This is a genomic window from Streptomyces sp. NPDC051662 (assembly GCF_040681655.1).
Lineage (GTDB): Bacteria > Actinomycetota > Actinomycetes > Streptomycetales > Streptomycetaceae > Streptomyces.
This window is the reverse complement of sequence record NZ_JBFAZD010000009.1, coordinates 95,276-114,243: the sequence shown is the minus strand read 5'-3', so window position 1 is coordinate 114,243 and position 18,968 is coordinate 95,276. Positions and strand designations below refer to the sequence as shown.

Annotated in this window: 19 protein-coding genes and 1 riboswitch; of the genes, 10 read left to right on the top strand and 9 right to left on the bottom strand. The window is 70.4% G+C overall.

Annotated features, from left to right (window positions below):
- Nucleotides 1-39 precede the first annotated feature (39 nt).
- Nucleotides 40-789: an AAA family ATPase gene (locus AB0M67_RS17105; RefSeq protein ID WP_365746185.1), complete on the bottom strand. Its 750-nt coding sequence runs from the start codon at nt 787-789 to the stop codon at nt 40-42.
- A 171-nt stretch (nt 790-960) separates the two neighbouring features.
- A riboswitch (glycine riboswitch) is annotated at nt 961-1,058 on the top strand.
- Between the two features lie 149 nt (nt 1,059-1,207).
- On the opposite strand from AB0M67_RS17105, the gene gcvT reads away from it, so the two are divergent.
- From gcvT to AB0M67_RS17060, 9 genes are all read left to right on the top strand, one after another.
- A complete protein-coding gene (gene gcvT / locus AB0M67_RS17100) occupies nt 1,208-2,380 on the top strand; it encodes a glycine cleavage system aminomethyltransferase GcvT (protein ID WP_365746184.1) in 1,173 nt (390 codons plus the stop codon).
- 105 nt (nt 2,381-2,485) lie between these two features.
- Nucleotides 2,486-2,863 carry a glycine cleavage system protein GcvH gene (gene gcvH, locus AB0M67_RS17095; RefSeq protein ID WP_365746183.1) on the top strand — a complete coding sequence of 126 codons (378 nt, stop codon included), beginning with the start codon at nt 2,486-2,488 and terminating at the stop codon, nt 2,861-2,863.
- A 16-nt stretch (nt 2,864-2,879) separates the two neighbouring features.
- The gene (glyA, locus tag AB0M67_RS17090) at nt 2,880-4,148 is read left to right on the top strand and encodes a serine hydroxymethyltransferase (protein ID WP_365746182.1); all 1,269 of its coding nucleotides are present in this window, start codon (nt 2,880-2,882) and stop codon (nt 4,146-4,148) included.
- Between the two features lie 144 nt (nt 4,149-4,292).
- On the top strand, nt 4,293-5,675 hold the full coding sequence (locus AB0M67_RS17085; protein WP_365746181.1) for an L-serine ammonia-lyase: 1,383 nt from the start codon (nt 4,293-4,295) through the stop codon (nt 5,673-5,675).
- A 228-nt stretch (nt 5,676-5,903) separates the two neighbouring features.
- Nucleotides 5,904-6,335: a hypothetical protein gene (locus tag AB0M67_RS17080; protein ID WP_365746180.1), complete on the top strand. Its 432-nt coding sequence runs from the start codon at nt 5,904-5,906 to the stop codon at nt 6,333-6,335.
- A gap of 78 nt (nt 6,336-6,413) precedes the next feature.
- Nucleotides 6,414-7,034, top strand: coding sequence for an RNA polymerase sigma factor (locus AB0M67_RS17075; RefSeq protein ID WP_365746179.1), 621 nt, complete (start codon nt 6,414-6,416; stop codon nt 7,032-7,034).
- Between the two features lie 125 nt (nt 7,035-7,159).
- On the top strand, nt 7,160-7,906 hold the full coding sequence (locus AB0M67_RS17070; protein ID WP_365746178.1) for a hypothetical protein: 747 nt from the start codon (nt 7,160-7,162) through the stop codon (nt 7,904-7,906).
- A gap of 153 nt (nt 7,907-8,059) precedes the next feature.
- Entirely contained in the window at nt 8,060-9,397 is a 1,338-nt protein-coding gene (locus AB0M67_RS17065) for a hypothetical protein (protein ID WP_365746177.1), read from the top strand.
- A gap of 329 nt (nt 9,398-9,726) precedes the next feature.
- Nucleotides 9,727-11,943, top strand: coding sequence for an N-acetylmuramoyl-L-alanine amidase (locus AB0M67_RS17060; protein WP_365746395.1), 2,217 nt, complete (start codon nt 9,727-9,729; stop codon nt 11,941-11,943).
- Between the two features lie 105 nt (nt 11,944-12,048).
- On the opposite strand, the gene AB0M67_RS17055 is transcribed toward AB0M67_RS17060, so the two are convergent.
- On the bottom strand, nt 12,049-12,456 hold the full coding sequence (locus AB0M67_RS17055; RefSeq protein WP_365746176.1) for a RidA family protein: 408 nt from the start codon (nt 12,454-12,456) through the stop codon (nt 12,049-12,051).
- Nucleotides 12,457-12,573: 117 nt separating this feature from the next.
- Here AB0M67_RS17055 and AB0M67_RS17050 point away from each other — a divergent pair, with 117 nt between their 5' ends.
- Nucleotides 12,574-12,954, top strand: coding sequence for a helix-turn-helix domain-containing protein (locus AB0M67_RS17050; RefSeq protein WP_365746175.1), 381 nt, complete (start codon nt 12,574-12,576; stop codon nt 12,952-12,954).
- Nucleotides 12,955-12,989: 35 nt separating this feature from the next.
- Here AB0M67_RS17050 and AB0M67_RS17045 read toward each other — a convergent pair whose 3' ends face one another.
- The 7 genes from AB0M67_RS17045 to AB0M67_RS17015 form a co-directional block, all read right to left on the bottom strand.
- Complete coding sequence (locus tag AB0M67_RS17045) at nt 12,990-13,910, bottom strand: CopD family protein (protein ID WP_365746392.1); 921 nt, start codon at nt 13,908-13,910, stop codon at nt 12,990-12,992.
- 129 nt (nt 13,911-14,039) lie between these two features.
- Nucleotides 14,040-14,252 carry an EF-hand domain-containing protein gene (locus AB0M67_RS17040; RefSeq protein WP_365746174.1) on the bottom strand — a complete coding sequence of 71 codons (213 nt, stop codon included), beginning with the start codon at nt 14,250-14,252 and terminating at the stop codon, nt 14,040-14,042.
- Between the two features lie 117 nt (nt 14,253-14,369).
- Nucleotides 14,370-15,026, bottom strand: a complete 657-nt coding sequence (locus AB0M67_RS17035) for an ADP-ribosyltransferase (protein WP_365746173.1) — start codon at nt 15,024-15,026, stop codon at nt 14,370-14,372.
- A gap of 166 nt (nt 15,027-15,192) precedes the next feature.
- Entirely contained in the window at nt 15,193-16,431 is a 1,239-nt protein-coding gene (locus AB0M67_RS17030) for a YncE family protein (RefSeq protein ID WP_365746172.1), read from the bottom strand.
- On the bottom strand, nt 16,431-17,273 hold the full coding sequence (locus AB0M67_RS17025) for a polysaccharide deacetylase family protein (protein WP_365746171.1): 843 nt from the start codon (nt 17,271-17,273) through the stop codon (nt 16,431-16,433). The genes AB0M67_RS17030 and AB0M67_RS17025 overlap by 1 nt, the downstream gene beginning before the upstream one ends.
- Nucleotides 17,274-17,346: 73 nt before the next feature.
- Nucleotides 17,347-17,871, bottom strand: coding sequence for an ATP-binding protein (locus AB0M67_RS17020; RefSeq protein ID WP_365746170.1), 525 nt, complete (start codon nt 17,869-17,871; stop codon nt 17,347-17,349).
- A gap of 252 nt (nt 17,872-18,123) precedes the next feature.
- The gene (locus AB0M67_RS17015) at nt 18,124-18,894 is read right to left on the bottom strand and encodes an enoyl-CoA hydratase-related protein (RefSeq protein ID WP_326810599.1); all 771 of its coding nucleotides are present in this window, start codon (nt 18,892-18,894) and stop codon (nt 18,124-18,126) included.
- Nucleotides 18,895-18,968: the final 74 nt, after the last annotated feature.

Here is an 18,968-nt window from a genome sequence, read left to right as displayed (position 1 = left end):
CCCCGGCTCCGAGGACACACGCGCGGGTGGGGCGGTCGCTCACTCCGCCCGGGTGGCCGGGAACGCGATCCGCTCCAGCGCCGCCGCCGCGTCCCGGTCCAGGAGGACCGCAGAGGCGCAGCCCCGGGGGAGGCGGCCGGTCTCGGCGTCGGCGAGCAGCCGGCGGACCGCGCGGCGGTGCCGGGCGAACGCGTAGCCGGACACACCCCGGCCGCGCTCCCGCTGCCCCTCGCGCGCCACCTCGGGCGGGACGTCCAGCAGGACGAGATGGAGCCGGCGGCCACGCCTGCGCGCCTCACGGGCCAGCCGGCGCCGTACCCACGCCTGCGTACCGCAGTCATGGACGACGACGCTCCCGCCGGAGCCGAGCGCGCGCCACAGGCCCGCGTAGTGCGCTATCCGGACGAGCGGGCGGTAGACGGCGTAGGGCAGGGCGCGCGGCAGCTTGCGCGCCCAGCGGTCCCGGGTGTCCTGGGAGTCGATACCGGTGGCCTCGGCGGCTCGCCGGATCAAGGTCGACTTGCCGCTGCCCGGCAGCCCGGAGACGACCACCAGATCGCCCTCGGCGAAGACCAGGCTCTTCGTGCCGCGCCCTCGCGCGCCGCCCGCCACCGCGGGCCCCCGCCCCCGCAGATCGCGGACGACCCGCGCGAGGCGGGCCGCGCCGTCCCGGAACGTGCCCTCCCGGAACGAGCCGTCCCTGGCGGGTGCGCCGGGCTGTGCGGCTGTGCCCGTCTGTGTGGGCACCCCCGCCGTCGTCGGGTACGTACCGGACCCCTGCGACATCATCGCCGTCCCCCTGTCAGCTCAGTCGGCCTGGCCCATGACCCTTGCCCAAGAAGTGTAAAGAAATGGTAATGCGCCACAAGCTTTTTCCGGGGGTCGGCGAGTTGCGGACCGGCCGTCCCGCTCGGCGGCGATGCGTGCGATGATGTGCCCGCCAACTGCATACCGGCCGTTTGAATCCGCGCGGGAGAGTCCCGGTCACCGTGTGCGCCGGGCGCCGAAGGAGCAAGTTCCTCCCTTGAATCTCTCAGGCCCCGTACCGCGTGGATGAGGCAGATCTGAAAAGCGGGCCGCAGCTCTGCGGCTCCACCCAAGGTGCAAGTCATGGCCGCCCGCTCACGGGTGGCCGTGATGAACCTCTCAGGTTCCGATGACAGATGGGGAGGATCGTCCTCGCCGTCATGCCCTGGGAGTCACACCGATGAGCCATGTCCCCCCGAGCAGCACCAGCACGCCCGGCACCTCCGGCGCCCCTGGAGCCCCGCGTCTCACCGCACTCGACGCCACACACCGCGCGCTGGGCGCGACCATGACCGACTTCGCGGGCTGGGACATGCCGCTGCGGTACGCGAGCGAGCGCGAGGAGCACCAGGCCGTCCGCACCCGCGCCGGTCTGTTCGATCTCTCCCACATGGGTGAGATCACCGTCTCGGGACCGGCGGCCGGTGACCTCCTCGACTACGCGCTGGTCGGCAATATCGGCGCCGTCGCCGTGGGCCGCGCCCGCTACACCATGATCTGCCAGGAGGACGGCGGCATCCTGGACGACCTGATCGTCTACCGCCTCGGCGAGGACACCTTCATGGTCGTCGCCAACGCCTCCAACGCCCAGACGGTGCTGGACGCGCTGACCGCCCGCGCCGAGGGGTTCGACGCGGCGGTACGCGACGACCGGGACGCGTACGCGCTGCTGGCGGTCCAGGGCCCCGAGTCCCCGGGCATCCTGAAGTCGCTGACCGACGCCGATCTGGACGGGCTCAAGTACTACGCGGGCCTGCCGGGCACCGTCGCCGGTGTCCCCGCGCTGATCGCGCGTACCGGCTACACCGGTGAGGACGGCTTCGAGCTGTTCGTCGAGCCCCGGTACGCCGAGGGGCTGTGGCAGGCGCTGACCGAGGCCGGCGAGAGCGTCGGGCTGGTGCCCTGCGGGCTGTCCTGCCGCGACACCCTCCGTCTTGAGGCCGGCATGCCGCTGTACGGGAACGAGCTGTCCACCGCGCTGACCCCGTTCGACGCCGGTCTCGGCCGGGTCGTGAAGTTCGAGAAGACCTCGAACGGCGGCGCCTTCGTCGGCCGCGAGGCCCTTCAGGCCGCCGCCGAGCGCGCCGCGTCCGCCCCGCCCCGCAAGCTCGTCGGCCTGATCGCCGAGGGCCGCCGGGTCCCGCGCGCCGGATACCAGGTGGTCACGGATGGCGCCGTCGTGGGCGAGGTCACCTCGGGCGCCCCCTCCCCGACCCTGGGCAGGCCGATCGCCATGGCGTACGTCGACGCCTCGTACGCCACGCCCGGCACGGCGGGCGTCGGGGTCGACATCCGCGGCTCCCACGAGCCGTACGAAGTCGTGGCGCTGCCGTTCTACAAGCGCCAGAAGTGATACGGACGTCAGCACACCCCCGGTCAGGTCCGCGACCCGGGCGCCGTCTCGGTCCGTAAGACAGCTGTTCCGCACCACACCCCCGCGTACAGGAGAATTCAGGTCATGAGCAACCCCCAGCAGCTGCGCTACAGCAAGGAGCACGAGTGGCTGACGGCCGCCGAGGACGGTGTGTCGACGGTCGGCATCACGGAGTTCGCGGCGAACGCCCTCGGCGACGTCGTGTTCGCCCAGCTCCCCGAGGTCGGTGACACGGTGACCGCGGGCGAGACCTGCGGAGAGCTGGAGTCCACCAAGTCGGTCAGCGATCTGTACGCCCCGGTGACCGGTGAGGTCACCGAGAGGAACCAGGACGTCGTGGACGACCCCTCACTGGTGAACTCCGCCCCGTTCGAGGGCGGCTGGCTGTTCAAGGTACGTGTCGCGCAGGAGCCCGATGACCTGCTCACCGCCGATGAGTACACAGAGTTTTCCGGCAACTGAGACCCCAGGGACCGTGATGTCTTCGAAGTCGCTTCTGAACGCCTCGCTCCATGAGCTCGACCCCGACGTCGCCGCCGCCGTCGACGCCGAGCTCCACCGCCAGCAGTCCACGCTCGAAATGATCGCCTCGGAGAACTTCGCTCCGGTCGCGGTCATGGAGGCGCAGGGCTCCGTGCTGACCAACAAGTACGCCGAGGGCTACCCCGGCCGCCGCTACTACGGCGGCTGTGAGCATGTCGATGTGATCGAGCAGATCGCCATCGACCGGGTGAAGGCGCTCTTCGGCGCCGAGCACGCGAACGTGCAGCCGCACTCCGGCGCCCAGGCGAACGCGGCGGCGATGTTCGCGCTGCTCTCCCCCGGCGACACGATCATGGGTCTGAACCTCGCCCACGGCGGGCACCTGACCCACGGTATGAAGATCAACTTCTCCGGCAAGCTCTACAACGTCGTCGCGTACCACGTCGACGACAAGACCGGCCAGGTCGACATGGCCGAGGTCGAGCGGCTGGCCAAGGAGTCCCGTCCGAAGCTGATCGTGGCCGGCTGGTCCGCGTACCCCCGCCAGCTGGACTTCGCCGCCTTCCGCCGGATCGCGGACGAGGTCGGCGCGTATCTGATGGTGGACATGGCGCACTTCGCCGGTCTGGTCGCCGCGGGCCTGCACCCCAACCCGGTGCCGCACGCGCATGTCGTCACGACCACCACGCACAAGACCCTCGGCGGTCCGCGCGGCGGTGTGATCCTCTCCACCAAGGAGCTGGCGAAGAAGATCAACTCCGCGGTCTTCCCCGGTCAGCAGGGCGGCCCGCTGGAGCATGTCATCGCGGGCAAGGCGGTCTCCTTCAAGGTGGCGGCCACGGACGAGTTCAAGGAGCGCCAGCAGCGCACCCTGGACGGCGCCCGGATCCTCGCCGAGCGGCTGGGCCGGCCGGACGTCACGGAGGTCGGTGTCTCCGTACTCTCCGGCGGCACGGATGTACACCTCGTTCTCGTCGACCTGCGGAACTCCGAGCTGGACGGTCAGCAGGCCGAGGACCGGCTCCACGAGATCGGCATCACGGTCAACCGCAACGCCGTCCCGAACGACCCGCGCCCCCCGATGGTCACCTCGGGCCTGCGGATCGGTACGCCCGCCCTGGCCACCCGCGGCTTCACCACCGAGGACTTCACCGAGGTCGCCGACATCATCGCGGCGGCCCTGAAGCCCTCCTTCGACCGCGAGGCGCTGGCCGGCCGGGTCACCGCGCTGGCCGAGAAGCACCCGCTGTACCCGGGCCTGTAGTCATCCGTACGGCCTGAGTTCCGGGGCACCGCGCACACTGGACCGTGCGGCGCGGTGCCCCGCACCACGTTCCCCCGCGTGTCACCGTCATCTCTGCACCACCCCGGCAGACAACGGCGTCTACCAACCAGCAAGGAGTTCCCCGTGGCCATCTCGGTCTTCGACCTGTTCTCGATCGGAATCGGCCCGTCCAGCTCCCATACGGTCGGTCCGATGCGCGCGGCGCGGATGTTCGCGCGCCGGCTCAAGAACGAGGGCCTGCTCGCCCACACCGTCTCGATACGGGCCGAGCTGTTCGGCTCGCTCGGCGCGACCGGCCATGGCCATGGCACCCCCAAGGCCGTTCTCCTCGGCCTGGAGGGCAACTCGCCGCGTACGGTCGACGTGGAGAGCGCCGACGATCAGGCGGAACGTATCCGCGCCGGCGGCCGGCTCAATGTGCTCGGCATGCACGAGATCGACTTCGACGCGGACAAGGACCTGGTCCTGCACCGCCGCAAGACCCTGCCCTACCACGCCAACGGCATGACGGTCTTCGCGTACGACGCGGCCGGCGCCGTGCTTCTGGAGAAGACGTACTACTCGGTGGGCGGCGGCTTCGTCGTGGACGAGGACGCCGTCGGCGAGGACCGGATCAAGCTCGACGACACCGTGCTGAAGTACCCCTTCCGCACCGGCGACGAGCTGCTGCGGCTGTCCTCGGACACCGGTCTGTCGATCTCCGCGCTGATGCTGGAGAACGAGAAGGCCTGGCGTACGGAGGACGAGATCCGCGCCGGGCTGCTGGAGATCTGGCGCGTCATGCAGGCGTGCGTCTCGCGCGGGATGGCCCGCGAGGGCATCCTGCCCGGCGGCCTCAGGGTCCGCCGCCGCGCCGCCCACTCGGCACGCCAGCTGCGCGCCGAGGGCGATCCGCAGGCGCACGCCATGGAGTGGATCACGCTCTACGCGATGGCCGTGAACGAGGAGAACGCCGCGGGCGGACGCGTCGTCACCGCCCCCACCAACGGCGCCGCCGGCATCATCCCGGCCGTACTGCACTACTACATGAACTTCGCGGCCGGCGGCGCCACGGCGGAGGAGAAGGACGAGAACGTCGTCCGCTTCCTGCTCGCCGCGGGCGCCATCGGCATGCTCTTCAAGGAGAACGCCTCCATCTCCGGCGCCGAGGTCGGCTGCCAGGGCGAGGTCGGCTCGGCCTGCTCGATGGCCGCGGGCGCCCTCGCGGAGGTCCTGGGCGGCAGCGCCGAACAGGTCGAGAACGCCGCCGAGATCGGCATGGAACACAACCTGGGCCTGACCTGCGACCCGGTCGGCGGCCTGGTCCAGATCCCGTGCATCGAACGGAACGGCATGGCGGCGGTGAAGGCGGTCACGGCCGCGAAGATGGCACTGCGCGGCGACGGCAGCCACAAGGTCTCCCTGGACAAGGTCATCAAGACCATGAAGGAGACGGGCGCGGACATGTCGGTCAAGTACAAGGAGACGGCGCGCGGCGGGCTCGCGGTGAACATCATCGAGTGCTGACGGCCGGAGGCGGCCTCGCTGTCGCCCGTCGTTCCGTCCGTGGTGCCCCGAACCCCGGCTTCGCCCTCACCGACGCGAGAAAGACACAAAGGTTGTACGCGGTCGACGAGTTCGCCGTGTGTCGATCGACACACCCATGACCCGTGATGTTCACGGTGCGGCATCCGCTTGACCAACTGGGGGAGCCGCGCTGGGAGTTCCCCCGAAACGAGCGAAGGGGTGGGACTCATGGACACAGTGGACGAACATGTGCCGCGCGCGGGCGAGATGCGTCCGTACGCGACGGTCTTCGTCACCCGCGTCATCGCCCAGCACCGGCTCCCGCTCGACTACTCCGTGCGCAGTCTGCGTATCGTCGACTTCCTGGTCGACGGGCTCCGCAAGGGCGGGGCCGACCGGGAGCGGGTACGCGACGCGCTTCTCAGCCTCGGGGCGTACGTCGGTGAGGTGCTGGTGCGGCGCGCCGGAGCGGTGTGGGTGGACTTCGACGCCGCCCAACGCGCCTACTTCGGCCAGCCCGTCGGGGTGCGTATGCCCGACGGTCGTGTCTGGAACCCCCTCGGCAAGGTCCTCAACCGCTTCGAGGTGGGTGGTCCCGGGGAGTCGCTGCAGATCTTCTACCTGATGCTCCATGGAAGGGCCCGGCAGGCGGCGGCCTGATGATCACGGGGCGTGGACACGGCCGAACCGTGTCGCACGGCGCGAAGTGCTACGAACTCGGTGCGAACGGGGACAGTTTTGGGCCACGGAAGGGAGCCCCGGCACATACGGGCGTACGACGAGGAGCTGGGCGCGGCCGTGGCGCGGGCCCAGGCCGGCGACGAAGCGGCTTTCGCGTCCGCCTACCGGGTCGTGCAGCCCGGACTGCTCGGTTATCTGCGGGGGCTCGTCGGTGACGACGCCGAGGACGTGGCGTCGGACGCCTGGCTGGAGATCGCCCGAGACCTGGGACGGTTCAAGGGGGACGGGGCCGGCTTCCGCGGCTGGACGGCGACCATCGCCCGGCACCGGGCCCTCGACCATCTGCGCCGTCGGCGGGTACGCCCCCAGCCCGCCATCCTCGAACAGGACGTACTCGTCGAGCTGCCCGATCCGCATACCACTCATGACCAGGCCCTGGAGTCCCTCTCCACCGCGCAGGCCCTGGCTCTGATCAGCTCACTGCCGCGCGACCAGGCCGAGGCCGTGCTCCTGCGCGTCGTCGTCGGTCTCGACGGCCCCGCCGCGGCCCGTGTCCTCGGCAAGCGGCCCGGTGCGGTGCGCACCGCCGCGTACCGAGGGCTGAGACGCCTGGCACGCCAGCTCGGAGCCGCGGGTGTGACGGAAGAGAATCGTCACACGCTGGGGCAGTCGACATGAACTATCACGGCGCCAGAGACAACAACGGACCGAACCGTCGTCGGGCAGGAATGGGCACGGGCATGGGTGATCGACAGAGCTACGGCAGAACGTGGGGCCGTCGGCGCACATACCCCGGTAGCCGTGTGCACGGGACCGCGGATGAGGCCGAGGGCGCCGTACTGGAGCCGCTGCTGGCCCGCGCGCTGATCGAGGACGCCACGACCGCGGAGGCCGAGCAGCGGGCGACGGCCGCGTTCCGCGCCGCCCGTGACGCGGGAACGCACGAGGACGCGCGGACCCGGCAGTGGGACGACTGGCGACCGAAGAAGCCCCGTGGGACACGGCGCTCGTTGAAAGCCACCATCGCCCTGTTCATCACCGGCCTGACCTTGGGCGGCGTCGCGGTCGCGGGCGTCGGCACGGGCTCAAACGCCCCTGCCGGAGACCCGAAGGACGAGGTCCGCGAACGACAGCGTCCGTCGCCGAGCGCCCCGGAACGCTCCGCCGCGGAGCCGGACGCGACGAAGTCCGGTGCGCCCCGCGCCTCCGCCGATTCCGGCCGCCCGGCAACGGCCAAGGACACCGAGGCCCACTGCCGCGCGTACGAGTCGGTCAGGGGCCGGGGCAATGCGGTGAACTCGACCGCCTGGCAACGGCTGATCACGGCCGCGGGCGGTGAGGAGGACGTCGCCGCTTACTGCGCCGATCAGTTGGCCCAGGCCGAGAAGGGCGGGAAGCCGGGCACGTCAGGTGGGAACACCAAGGGCGGCCCCACCGTCGAGAAGCCGAACAAGGCGGCCGACAACGCGACCAACAAGAACAGGGACAGGAACGGGAACGGGAACGGGAACGGGAACGGGAACGGGAACGGGAACAACAAGGACAAGTAGCACTGCGAGCGAGCACGGTGAGCGCTTCGGCCGCGAGTCCGGGGCCACCCGGGGGACACGAACCCGCGCCTCCCGGTGACACCTGTCCATCGCCCTGCGCTCTTTGAACTGGAGGCCGACAACGGCCCCCAACTCCAAGGAGGTTTCGTTCACTTGCGCATCCACAAACACACCGCCACCGCGGTGGCAGTGGCACTGATCGGCTCGCTGACCCTGATCGGGGCGGGGACGGTGACGGCCACGGCCGAGGAGACGAGTGTGGCGCTGCCCAGCGCCTCGTTCCGGGACATCGTCGTCGACGGAGTGCACGACCGGGTGTTCGTCAGCGACCCGGCCGGCGGCAGCATCGTCGTCACCGACTACGCGGGCTCGGTCGTCCGGCAGATCACCGCCGAGGAGGGGGCCGCGGGCCTCGTGCTTTCGGCGGATTCCAGCAAGCTGTACGTGGCCCTGTCGACGGTCGACGCGATCGCCGAGATCGACACCGCCACCCTGACCGAGACCAACCGCTACCCGACCGGCGCGGACACCTCGCCCCAGACCCTGGCGATGGCCGGCGGCAAGCTGTGGTTCGGCTACGCGGCCGGCGGCAGCGGCGGCATCGGCTCGCTCGACGTGGCCTCTCCGGCCCCGGCGGCGACGCTCGTTCCCAGTGGCCGGTACTGGTCCTACGCCCCAACCCTGGCGTCGTCCCCCGCTGACCCGAACGTCCTGGTGGCGGGCGAGGAGGGCATCAGCCCGGCCAGCCTGGCGGTCTACGACACGGCGACCGACGGCCTGCGGAAGCGCGCCGAGCGCCGCTTCGCCTCGTCGCCGTCGATCGCGTTCCTCAACGATTTCGCGGTGACGGCGGACGGCCAGAACATTGTCGTAGCGGCGAACAACCCGTCCGACCACCAGATCGTCCGCCTGTCGGACCTGTCGTCGAACGGCGTCTACTCCAGCTGGCAGTTCCCGAACGCGGTGGCCGTGGCGACCGACGGAACGGTGGCGACCGGCGCGGACGGCGACTTCGTGAAGACCTACCGCCCGGGCTCCACCTGGCCGTCGCTCCACGAGTACGTGGTGAACGACATCCAGCGCGACGGCCTCGCCTGGGCCCCGGACGAGAACCGCCTCTTCGCCGTCTCGGGCCTGTCCTACGGCAGCGCCCCCACGCTCCATGTCCTCCCGGACGCCGGCAAGCTGGACACCGCCCTCGGCTTCGAGGCCCCCGCGACCTCCCGCAAGGGCAAGGACCTGACCATCACCGGCCGGCTGTCGGCGGCGGAACCCTTCCCGGCGGGCACGACGGTGGACGTGACCCGCACGGACCCGGAACACCCGACCGGCACTCCGGCCGGCACCTTCCCCGTCTCCACGGCGACGGGCGAGTTCACGTTCACGGAACGCCCGAACGAGACGGGGGACATCACCTATACCGCCACATACAACGGCGACGGCCAGCACCTGTCCGCGACGAGTCGGACGACGGTGACGATCACCAAGTAGCCACCCTGAGCACCGGTGGTTCCCCCTGTCATGACGACAGGGGGAACCACCGCATTCGTCGTCAGGGCAGGATGCCCGTTGACCGTTGACGTCCTGGCCCGGCCCGGCCCGGAACCGACCGCGAAGTGATCACCGTCACTCTTCTCCCCGCGGCCGTGACGATTACCGACCGACGCGCGCTGGGGGAATGGGCCATGCGCATGCCGTATGCGCCCCACGTGACTTTCTTCTGAGCTTTCTTCTGAACTTTCTTCCGCGGCCTTTCCGGCCTGCTTTGGGGTGGATGCATCTTGAGTCGTCGTACATCGCATGCCTACAGACCACTGAGCCTGAAGCGACGGGCGTGGCTGACGCTCGGTGCGGTGGTACTGGGGGGCGGGGGCGTGGTGACCTATGCCGTCGCCGACCCGGCCGACCAACCCGGCGCACAGAGCCGGGCCAAGCGGCCGGTGAAGGTCTACGACCTGACGCTGAAGAGCACCGCGAGCGGCAAGCGGGAGCTGCCAAACACGGACACCCGGCAGTTCTCGCTGCTCGGCGTCTCCTGGACGGGCGCCGCCAAGAAGTTGCACGGCACCGCTGAGGTGCGCACCCGCGGCAGCGAGACCGGCGAGTGGACCGCCTGGCGGGATCTTGACGCGGGAGACAACCCGGTGGCGGCCCCTGAGGCCGGCCCGGACGCGCGCGGCGCGTCCGAGCCGCTGTGGGTCGGCCCCTCCGACGGCGTCCAGGTCCGGGTCGTCCATGAGGACGGCACCACCAGCTCAGGCCTGCCCAAGGGGCTCCAGGTCAACCTGGTCGACCCCGGGGTGGCGACCACCGCCGAGATGAAGGTCGCCGGCGGCGTGGCCGAGCCGGCCGCGTTCGTGGCGGAGACACCCGGCGCCACCGACTCCACGTCGTCGGCTCCTTCGGCTTCAACTTCGCCCTCGCCCTCGCCCTCGGCTTCGGCTTCGACTTCGCCCTCGGCTTCGGCGAGCGCGTCCGCGAGCCCGTCCGCCTCCGCCACGCCCTCGGCGCCGCCGTCCACCGTGCCCCAACCACCGATCACCTCGCGCGCCGGCTGGGGCGCGGATGAGTCGATCAGCCCCGACGCACCGGAGTACAACGCGGACGTGAAGTCCGTGTTCGTCCACCACACCGCCGGGACCAACGATTACTCCTGCGCCGACTCGGCGTCGATCGTGCGGGGCATCCACGCGTACCACGTACAGGTCAACGGCTGGAAGGACATCGGCTACAACTTCTTCGTCGACAAGTGCGGCACCCTCTTCGAGGGCCGCAAGGGCGGTGTCGACATGCCGGTGCTCGGTGCTCACGCCTACGGCTGGAACCGGGAGTCCACGGGCATCTCCGTCCTCGGCGACTACACGTCCACCAACGCCTCCAGCGCCGCGCTGGCCTCCATCGCCCGTCTGGCGGCCTGGAAGCTCGGCCAGTACGGCGCCGACCCGGCCGGGACCACCCAGCTCACCGCCGGCGCCACCCAGAAGAACTACTTCGGCACCAGCTTCACCGCGGGCAGCACGTACGCCTTCCCACGGATCACCAGCCACCGTGACGGCTACAACACCCAGTGTCCCGGCGGTTCCCTCTACGCCCAGCTGCCGGCCATCCGCGCCTTGGCGGCCGGCCCGGTGCAGGGTCTGAAGGCCACCTCGGTCGACGGCGCGGCCCTTTCGGGCTCGACGTACTACGCCAAGGGCGCCATCACCGTGAAGTGGACGGCGACCACGCCGGCCGCGCTCATCAAGAGGTTCGAGCTGCTGGTCGACGGCAAGGTCGCCGCCACCACCTCGGGAGCCGCCACCTCCGCCGGCGCCACCCTGGCCCTGGGCAGCCACACCGTCGCCGTGCGGGCGACACACCAGTCCGGAAAGACCGCCACCAGTGCCGCGCTGAGCGTCGTGGCGGAGACGACCGCACCGACCTTCACCACCAACCCGGCGCTCTCCCTGCGCACCGGCACCGTCAACACCACCGCTGTCCCGGTCACCCTCGGCTGGAAGGCCGCGGATGACAAGGCTCTGCGTCAGGTGAGCCTGCTGTCCCCGGCCACGGCCACCTTCGGCCCGACCACCACGAGTTCCAGCCGGACCGCCCCGTCAGGCACCGCCACCACCTGGTCGATGCGGGCCTACGACTACGCCGGCAACTACCGCACGTCCTCCCCCGCGTACACCCCCGTGATCCTCCAGGAGAGCTCCGCCGTCAAGTCCGGCAGCTGGACCACCCGCTCCTCCACCAGCTACCTGGGCGGCAAGTCCTACTCCAGCGCCGCCAAGAACGCCAGTCTCACCTGGACCTTCACCGGCAGCTCCGCCGCCTGGGTGGTCTCCCGCGCCTCCGGCTCCGGCCAGGCATACGTCTATGTCGACGGCGCCAAGGTCGCCACGGTCGACCTGAAGTCCGCCGCCACCCTGTACCGGGACGCGATCTGGACCAAGACCTGGTCCAGCAGCGCCAAGCACACCGTCAAGATCGTCGTGGTCGGTACCAGCGGCCGTCCCACCATCACCACCGACGGCCTCGTCCACATCAAGTAGGCCCTGGCCCCCGCAAGACGCAAGACGTTGGCCCTCGCGACCCGACCGCGGTCGCGAGGGCCAATTCCTTGCCCGGAGCCGGACAGCGTCCCGCTGGGCGGATGTTCAGTCGAGGACCGCGGTGGCCTCGATCTCGACCAGATGGGCGGGCACGTCCAGTGCCGCGACACCCAGCAGTGTGGCCGGCGGTACCGGGGTGGTGCCCAGCTTCGCGGCTGCCCGAGCGACCCCCTCCAGGAACAGGGGCATCTTGTCGGGGGTCCAGTCGACGACATAGGCGGTCAGTTTCGCCACGTCGTCGAAGGAGCCCCCGACCTCGGCAAGGGCCGTGCCGACATTGAGGTAGCACCGCTCGACCTGGGCGGCGAGGTCACCTTCGCCGACCGTGGCCCCCTCGGCGTCCCAGGCGACCTGCCCGGCGATGAAGACCAGCTTCGATCCTGTCGCGATCGACACCTGCCGGTAGACATCGATCTTCGGCAACCCGCTGGGATCTACCAGGGTGATGGCCATGCTGCCCGCCTCCTTGTCACGAACCCGGTGGCCCGTGGTCTCTTGTGGTTACTCAAGAACCGTAGGAGAGTGAGCGCTGACATGGAAGAACGCACTTTTCAGTGACTGGGGAACCTGATGGTGACCAAGCAGTACACGGGCTCGCCCGACGAAGCCGACCTGAGGCGCGCGGACTCCCTGGCGCGGGAGATCTTCTCGGACGTCGCCAACAAGTGGGCGTTGTTGATCATCGAGTCCCTCGGTGACCACACCCTGCGCTTCAGCGAGTTGTGCCAGGAGATCGAGGGCATCAGCCACAAGATGCTCACCCAGAACCTGCGCATGCTGGAGCGCAACGGGCTGGTCGAGCGGACCGTGTATCCCACCGTGCCACCGCGCGTCGAGTACACCCTGACCGAGCCGGGCCGGGGACTGCGGGAGACGGTCGACGGAATGTGCGCCTGGACCCATCGGTACCTCGGCCATATCGAGACCTCCCGGCACCGCTTCGACGTCTGACGGCGGGGGCGATGGGGGCGATCGGGAGGCCCCCGTCAGCGGGTGCTGAGCCAGTGCGGGTCGGGGACCACCGTCAGGATCGCCGACAGCAGGACGATCACCGCCAGTACGGCCAGCTCGGCACGGGCGGGAGGTCCCGCGTCCGCGCCGCGGCGCAGCCGGCGTCTGGCGGTCAGGGCGAGGCCGCTCACGACCGCGACCAGCAGCAGTTTGGCGATGAGCACCCGGCCGTACGCCGTGCTGATCACGACGTCGACCGGGAGCCTGCGGAGAGTGGAGAGCGTTCCGGTGGCGGCGAGCGCGGCGAACAGCCAGCCGGCGAGCCGGGCGTAGCGGGCGAGCACCTGGCGGGCCCCGGCCGAGTCGTCCCGGCGCAGCCACATCGTGCGCAGGACGTACAGCAGCCCGCCGGTCCACAGCGAGGCCGCGGTCAGATGGACGACGGTGAGGGCGGTGCCCAGCATCGGGGTGTACGGCTCCGGGTGCGCCCGCAGGGCCTCCGCGCCGACGACCACGGCCAGGGGCGCGAGGGCCGCCAGGGGGCGGTTCAGGGCGACACAGCCGGCCGCCAGCAGAAAGCCGTTGGCCATGAAGAGCAGCAGACGGCCCTCGACGGTGCCGTACACCGCGGTGATGTCGAGGCCGCTCACGGACGCGAGCAGGATGATCTGTCCCGCCGAGGCGGCTGCCCCGGTCAGCGCGGCGGCGAGGGCCCAGCCGCGTGGCACGGGGCCGGTACCGGCGAGCCGGGTGCCGACCAGCTCGCCGAGGTGGAGCGCGAGCCCGGCGAAGACGGCGACCCGCAGCGCGGTGGTACCGCCCGCGCCGGGTATGCGCAGCTCGCCGGTCCCGCGCGAGGCTATGCCCGCGCCGAGCAGGACGACCAGCGCGGCGAACAGGACGCCGCCGGCTATCAGTGCGGCCCTGCGGCCGGCCGAGCCGGTGGCTTCGTCGATGGACGGACCCGGATATATCACCGCTTGATCATCCCCGCCCGGCGCGTCCCCCGGCAACGCGAGCGGGGCGTGCGGCTGATGGTCCGGGCCGTCCCGGCTGCCACCGCCCCGCATCACCGCGTTCCCGGATCAGCTCGCGCGCGAGGCCAGGAACTCGTCGAACGTCAGCAGCCCGTCGCCGTTCCCGTCATGCGCGTTGATCACGGCCTGCGCCACGGTCTCGGTCACATGGAAGTCGCCGAGCTGCGCCATCACGCTCTTGTACTCGGCCGCCGTGATGAGCCCGTCGCCGTTCGCGTCGAACCGCTCGAACGCCTTGCGCGCCTCGTCAATGTCCGCCACTGTTCCGCCCCTTCGTGATGCCGTACTAACGGGGTCAGATTATCCGTACACCTTCACCCGAACGGCGGCAGCCCGGGGCGGGACCGCGTCACACTCCGAGCGGACCTCGGACGACGGTCAGCCGCGCCACGGCTGGTAGTGCGGATTGTCCAGGCACTCCGACATGATCTCGGTCTTCTTCACCTTGTCGACCGGGCAGACACCGACGATCCGCTCCCGGGAGATCCCGCCGGGGAAGGCGACCTCCACCTGGTCGGCCCACTTGTGGGTGTCACCGATCGTCTTGTTGACGTCGATACCGCCGGGGGCGTCGATGTAGTAGTTGAAGCCGCTCTTGTACCACTGCTTGTACAGGTCGTGGTCATAGCTGGTGGAGACATACGGCGAGGGCTGGTTGACCAGGACGTACTTCTCCACGTCGTACTGCCCGTCCAGCGGCGCCTTCGGGTGGAAGCCCTGCTCGAAGATCACCTCGGGCTTCCGGTTGTCGGCGCGGTAGAGCTGCCGGCAGTCGGTGCGCCAGGTGGGCTTCGGGGTGATGCGCTCCCTCTCGACCGTATGGTCCGCCGCGGCGAACATCGGGTCGAGGACGCGGGGACAGCTCTCCGCGGCCTTGAAGGAAGCGGCGCGCGCGGGGGCCGGAGTGACGGCGGCGGACCCGGCGGAGGTCTGGGTCGCCGTGGACGCGGCCTCGGTGGCGGAGGCCGGGATCAGAACGGCGGTGACGGACAGGGCGACGGCGGCGGCACGCCGCCGTGAGCGAGAAGTGATCATGGGGTGCACCCTCCACGCTGTACGGCGGCGGGTTGTGGACCGTCACCCGTTCAGGGGCGTGTCGGTCCACAACCTTGCCTGCGTCAGCACGAGTTGACGCCCCCTCGACACCCCCTCGACGTCCCCTCGCTGTCTCCCTCGCCGTCAGTCCGGCGGCAACTCCGCGTCAGCGGAAGACTCCCGTGTGCCCCAGCGAGTAACGGCCCGGCTGCGGGTAGACCGCGAGTCCGTGCGGGCCGCCGCCGACCGGGATCCGGGCGAGCTGCTTGCCGCTGCGCGTGTCGATCGCGTACACCTCGGAGTCGTAACGCCCCGCCAGCCACAGCACCTTGCCGTCCGCCGAGACACCGCCCATGTCGGGGCTGCCGCCGTCCGGCAGATGCCACTTCTTCGCCAGCTTGTTCTTCGCGAAGTCGAAGACGGAGATGGTGCCCTCGCCGCGGTTGGAGATGTACATCTCCTTGGAATCCCGGCTGACATACAGGCCGTGGCAGCCCTCGCCCGTCGGCAGCAGCTTCGGGGTGGTGAACTTCTCCCCGTTCAGCACCCACACGCCGTGCGCCATCATGTCGGCGATGTAGAACGTCTTGCCGTCCGGCGAGATCTTCACGTCCTGCGGCATCGCTCCCTGGAAGGGCAGCTTCTGCTGGGAGATGACCTTCATATGCTCCGTGTCGACCTTGAGGAGTTCACCGGAGAACTCGCACGACACGATGAAGTACCGGCCGTCCGCCGAGAAGTCCGCGTGGTTGACGCCCGCGCAGGTGACCGGCTCGGTCTTCTTCACCTTCATGGTGTGCGGATCGCGGAAGACCAGCTGACGGTCGAGCGAGGCCATGACGATCGCGTATCTGCCGTTGGGCGTGAAGTAGAGGTTGTACGGATCGTGTACGTCGACCGGCTCGCCCGCCTTTCCGGTGGCGGGGTCGATCGGGGTGAGCGTATGGCCGCGGTTGTTGTTGACCCAGAGGGTCTTCAGATCCCAGGAGGGCACGACATGCTGCGGCTGTCTGCCGACGTCGATGGTCTCGATGACCTTGTAGGTCGCGGGGTCGATCACCGAGACCGTGTCGGAGTGGGTGTTGGGCACGTACACCCGGGACGGGAAGCCCTTGACGATGGGCGAGAACATGCCGGGCCGGTCGGCGGCGTAGATGTCCTTGGGGTCCAGTACGGGTGGCATGCCCGGCAGTCCGGCGGGCACGCTGCGTTCCGGCACGACGGGCCGGGCGGCGGCCTTGGTCTCCTTCCGCTCGACCCGCTCGGCGTCCGGGCTCGCACAGCTCGCGAGCAGGGCGAGGGCGGCGGCCCCCAGCAGGGCGGTGGCCCGTCCGGTGATCCGCTCGGCGGCCCGCGGGGGAATCGGGGCGGGCCGCCCGGTGGTCCGTGGAGTGGGGGGAAGCATCAGGTCAGCAACTCCGTGGTCGTCACCGCGCGCAGGCCGCGGCGTTCCAGTGCGTCAAGGAGGGCGGGCAGCGCGGCGACCGTGTCCGCGTAGCCGAAGTGCAGGCTCACCACGGAGCCGTTGCGGATCTGTCCGGTGACGGTGCGGGTGACGGCCGCGGCGCCGGGCGAGGTGAAGTCGAGGGAGTCGACGTCGTACGACAGGACGTGCGGGTAGCCCGCCTTCCGCGCCAGCCGCAGGATGAGCGGGCCGGCGTGCTGGGTGCGGGAGGGGCGGAACCAGCTGCCGATGGAGCCGGTGAGCCTGCGCAGCCGCTGGGCGCAGCCGGTGATCTCCGCGTACGCCGCGGCCTCGTCCAGTTCGGAGATGTCGATGTGGTGCAGCGTGTGATTGCCGAGATCGTGGCCGCCGTCCAGGATCCGGCGGGCGAGTGCGGGGTTCTCGTCGAGCCAGCCGCCCACGGCGAGAACGGTGATCCGGGCCCCGGCGCGTTCCGCCTCGGCCAGCACGGCCGTGGCGGTGGCGGGGTCGCCCTGGCCGTGGAAGGTGAGGGCGACCCGCGCGCGGTCGCGGGGGCCGTGCGTGATCTCGGCGCTCTGCCCGGGGAACCGGCGTGGCGCGGGCGCGGTACGGGCGGCGGGCCGCCCGCTCCCGGTGCTGGATCCGGCGGACGGTCCTGGCGGCGACCCGGGCGGCGACCCGGGGGCCGATCCGCGCGGCGGACCGGACGCGGAACCGGTGGGCATGGCGGGGGCGCTGTCCGTACAGCCGGTGGCGAGGGCGCCCGCCACGGCCGCGCCGGCTCCGGCGCGCAGCGCACTGCGACGGTCGATCGGGATCACGCCCCCATTTAAGGGGGAAGGAGGGCGAAAGGTGACGATTGACCCGTTTAACGGGACGTACGGGTCGTCATCTTCAGGGCACCTGACGGTCGGAGACCCGCATCTCGAACCAGGTGGTCTTGCCGCGCGGCAGCAGATCCACCCCCCATCGGTCGGAGAGCCGGTCCACCAGGAAGAGGCCACGCCCGCTGGTGTCCATCTCGTGCACCGGCATCAGACAGGGCAGTCCGCGCGAGGGGTCCCGTACCTCGATCCTGATCCAGCCGCGGCGGCGCAGCATCCGTAACCCGAAGACCCGGGCGCCGGTGTGCCGTACGGCGTTGCCGACGAGTTCCGAGACGAGCAGTACGGCGTACTCGGCGGTCTGCGGCGAGAGCGCCCACTGCCTCAGCACCACGCAGTGGGTGATCCGGCGGGCGGCGAGGGCGGACTCCGGGCGGGAGGCCAGACGGACTTCCGCCTCCGTCGGATTACCGAACAATTCCAGCGCCTTGAGCGCCTGTTCGTCATCGGCGGACGGTATCCACCGCGTGGCGGCAGCGTCGCCGCGCTGCCGCGGTTGCTCCACACCCTCCAGGCCCGCCATGCCCCCCATCATGGCCGCCCGGAACCCTCCCGGGGGCCGTTCCGGGTGAATCGACCCCCCGGAATGAGTCATTCCAGGGGGCGCGAATGGCATATGCCAAGGGCAGAACTCTGCCTTGCACAACTCACTGACCTGCGATAACGACTCGCAATGGAGTGATCACCAAGAGCGATCACGGTAAATACCTTAAGGCTCTCTTAAGGTTGCGCTAACCCGGGCGCCGGGTTGACGCCGCGTTGCGCCCTCCGGCCAACAGGGCTGCTTTCAGAGGAACTTGGCCTTCCCGGGGCCGTCCTCCACGAACGATCGCATGCCACGCTCGCGGTCCTCCGTGGCGAACAGCCCCGCGAACCAATTGCGTTCGATCGTGAGACCGGTCTCCAGATCCGTCTCCAGACCCGCGTCGACCGACTCCTTGGCGGCCCGCAGCGCGAGCGCGGGCCCCTGGGCGAGCTTCGCGGCCCAGGCGTGCGCCTGCTCGTACACCTCCTCCGGCGGGACCACCCGGTCGACCAGGCCGATCGCCAGCGCCTCGTCGGCCTTCACCTGACGACCCGTGAAGATGAGGTCCTTGGCCCGGGAAGGGCCGACCAGCCGCGCGAGCCGCTGCGTACCGCCGGCGCCCGGGATCAGACCGAGCAGGATCTCGGGCTGACCGAGCTTCGCGTTGGCCCCGGCGATCCGGAAGTCCGCGCACAGGGCCAGCTCGCAGCCGCCGCCCAGCGCGTAGCCGGTGACCGCCGCGACGACGGGCTTGGGGATACGGGCGACGGCGGTGAACGACTCCTGGAGCGCCCGGGAGCGCACGACCATCGCCGCGTGGTCCCACCCCCGCATCTCCTTGATGTCGGCGCCCGCCGCGAAGACCTTCTCGCCGCCGTACAGGATCACGGACCGTACGTCGTCGCGCCGGCCCGCCTCCTCGGCCAGCTCGCGCAGCCGGTCCTGGATGGAGGAGTCGAGTGCGTTCATCGGAGGGCGGTCGAGCCGGATCGTACCGACGCCGCCGGAGACCTCAAGATTCACGAATGCCATACGGGCAGGTTAACCGGCACTAACCGGCGCCGATACGCGGACGGGCCCGGTGCGCGGGGTTGCGGCGCACCGGG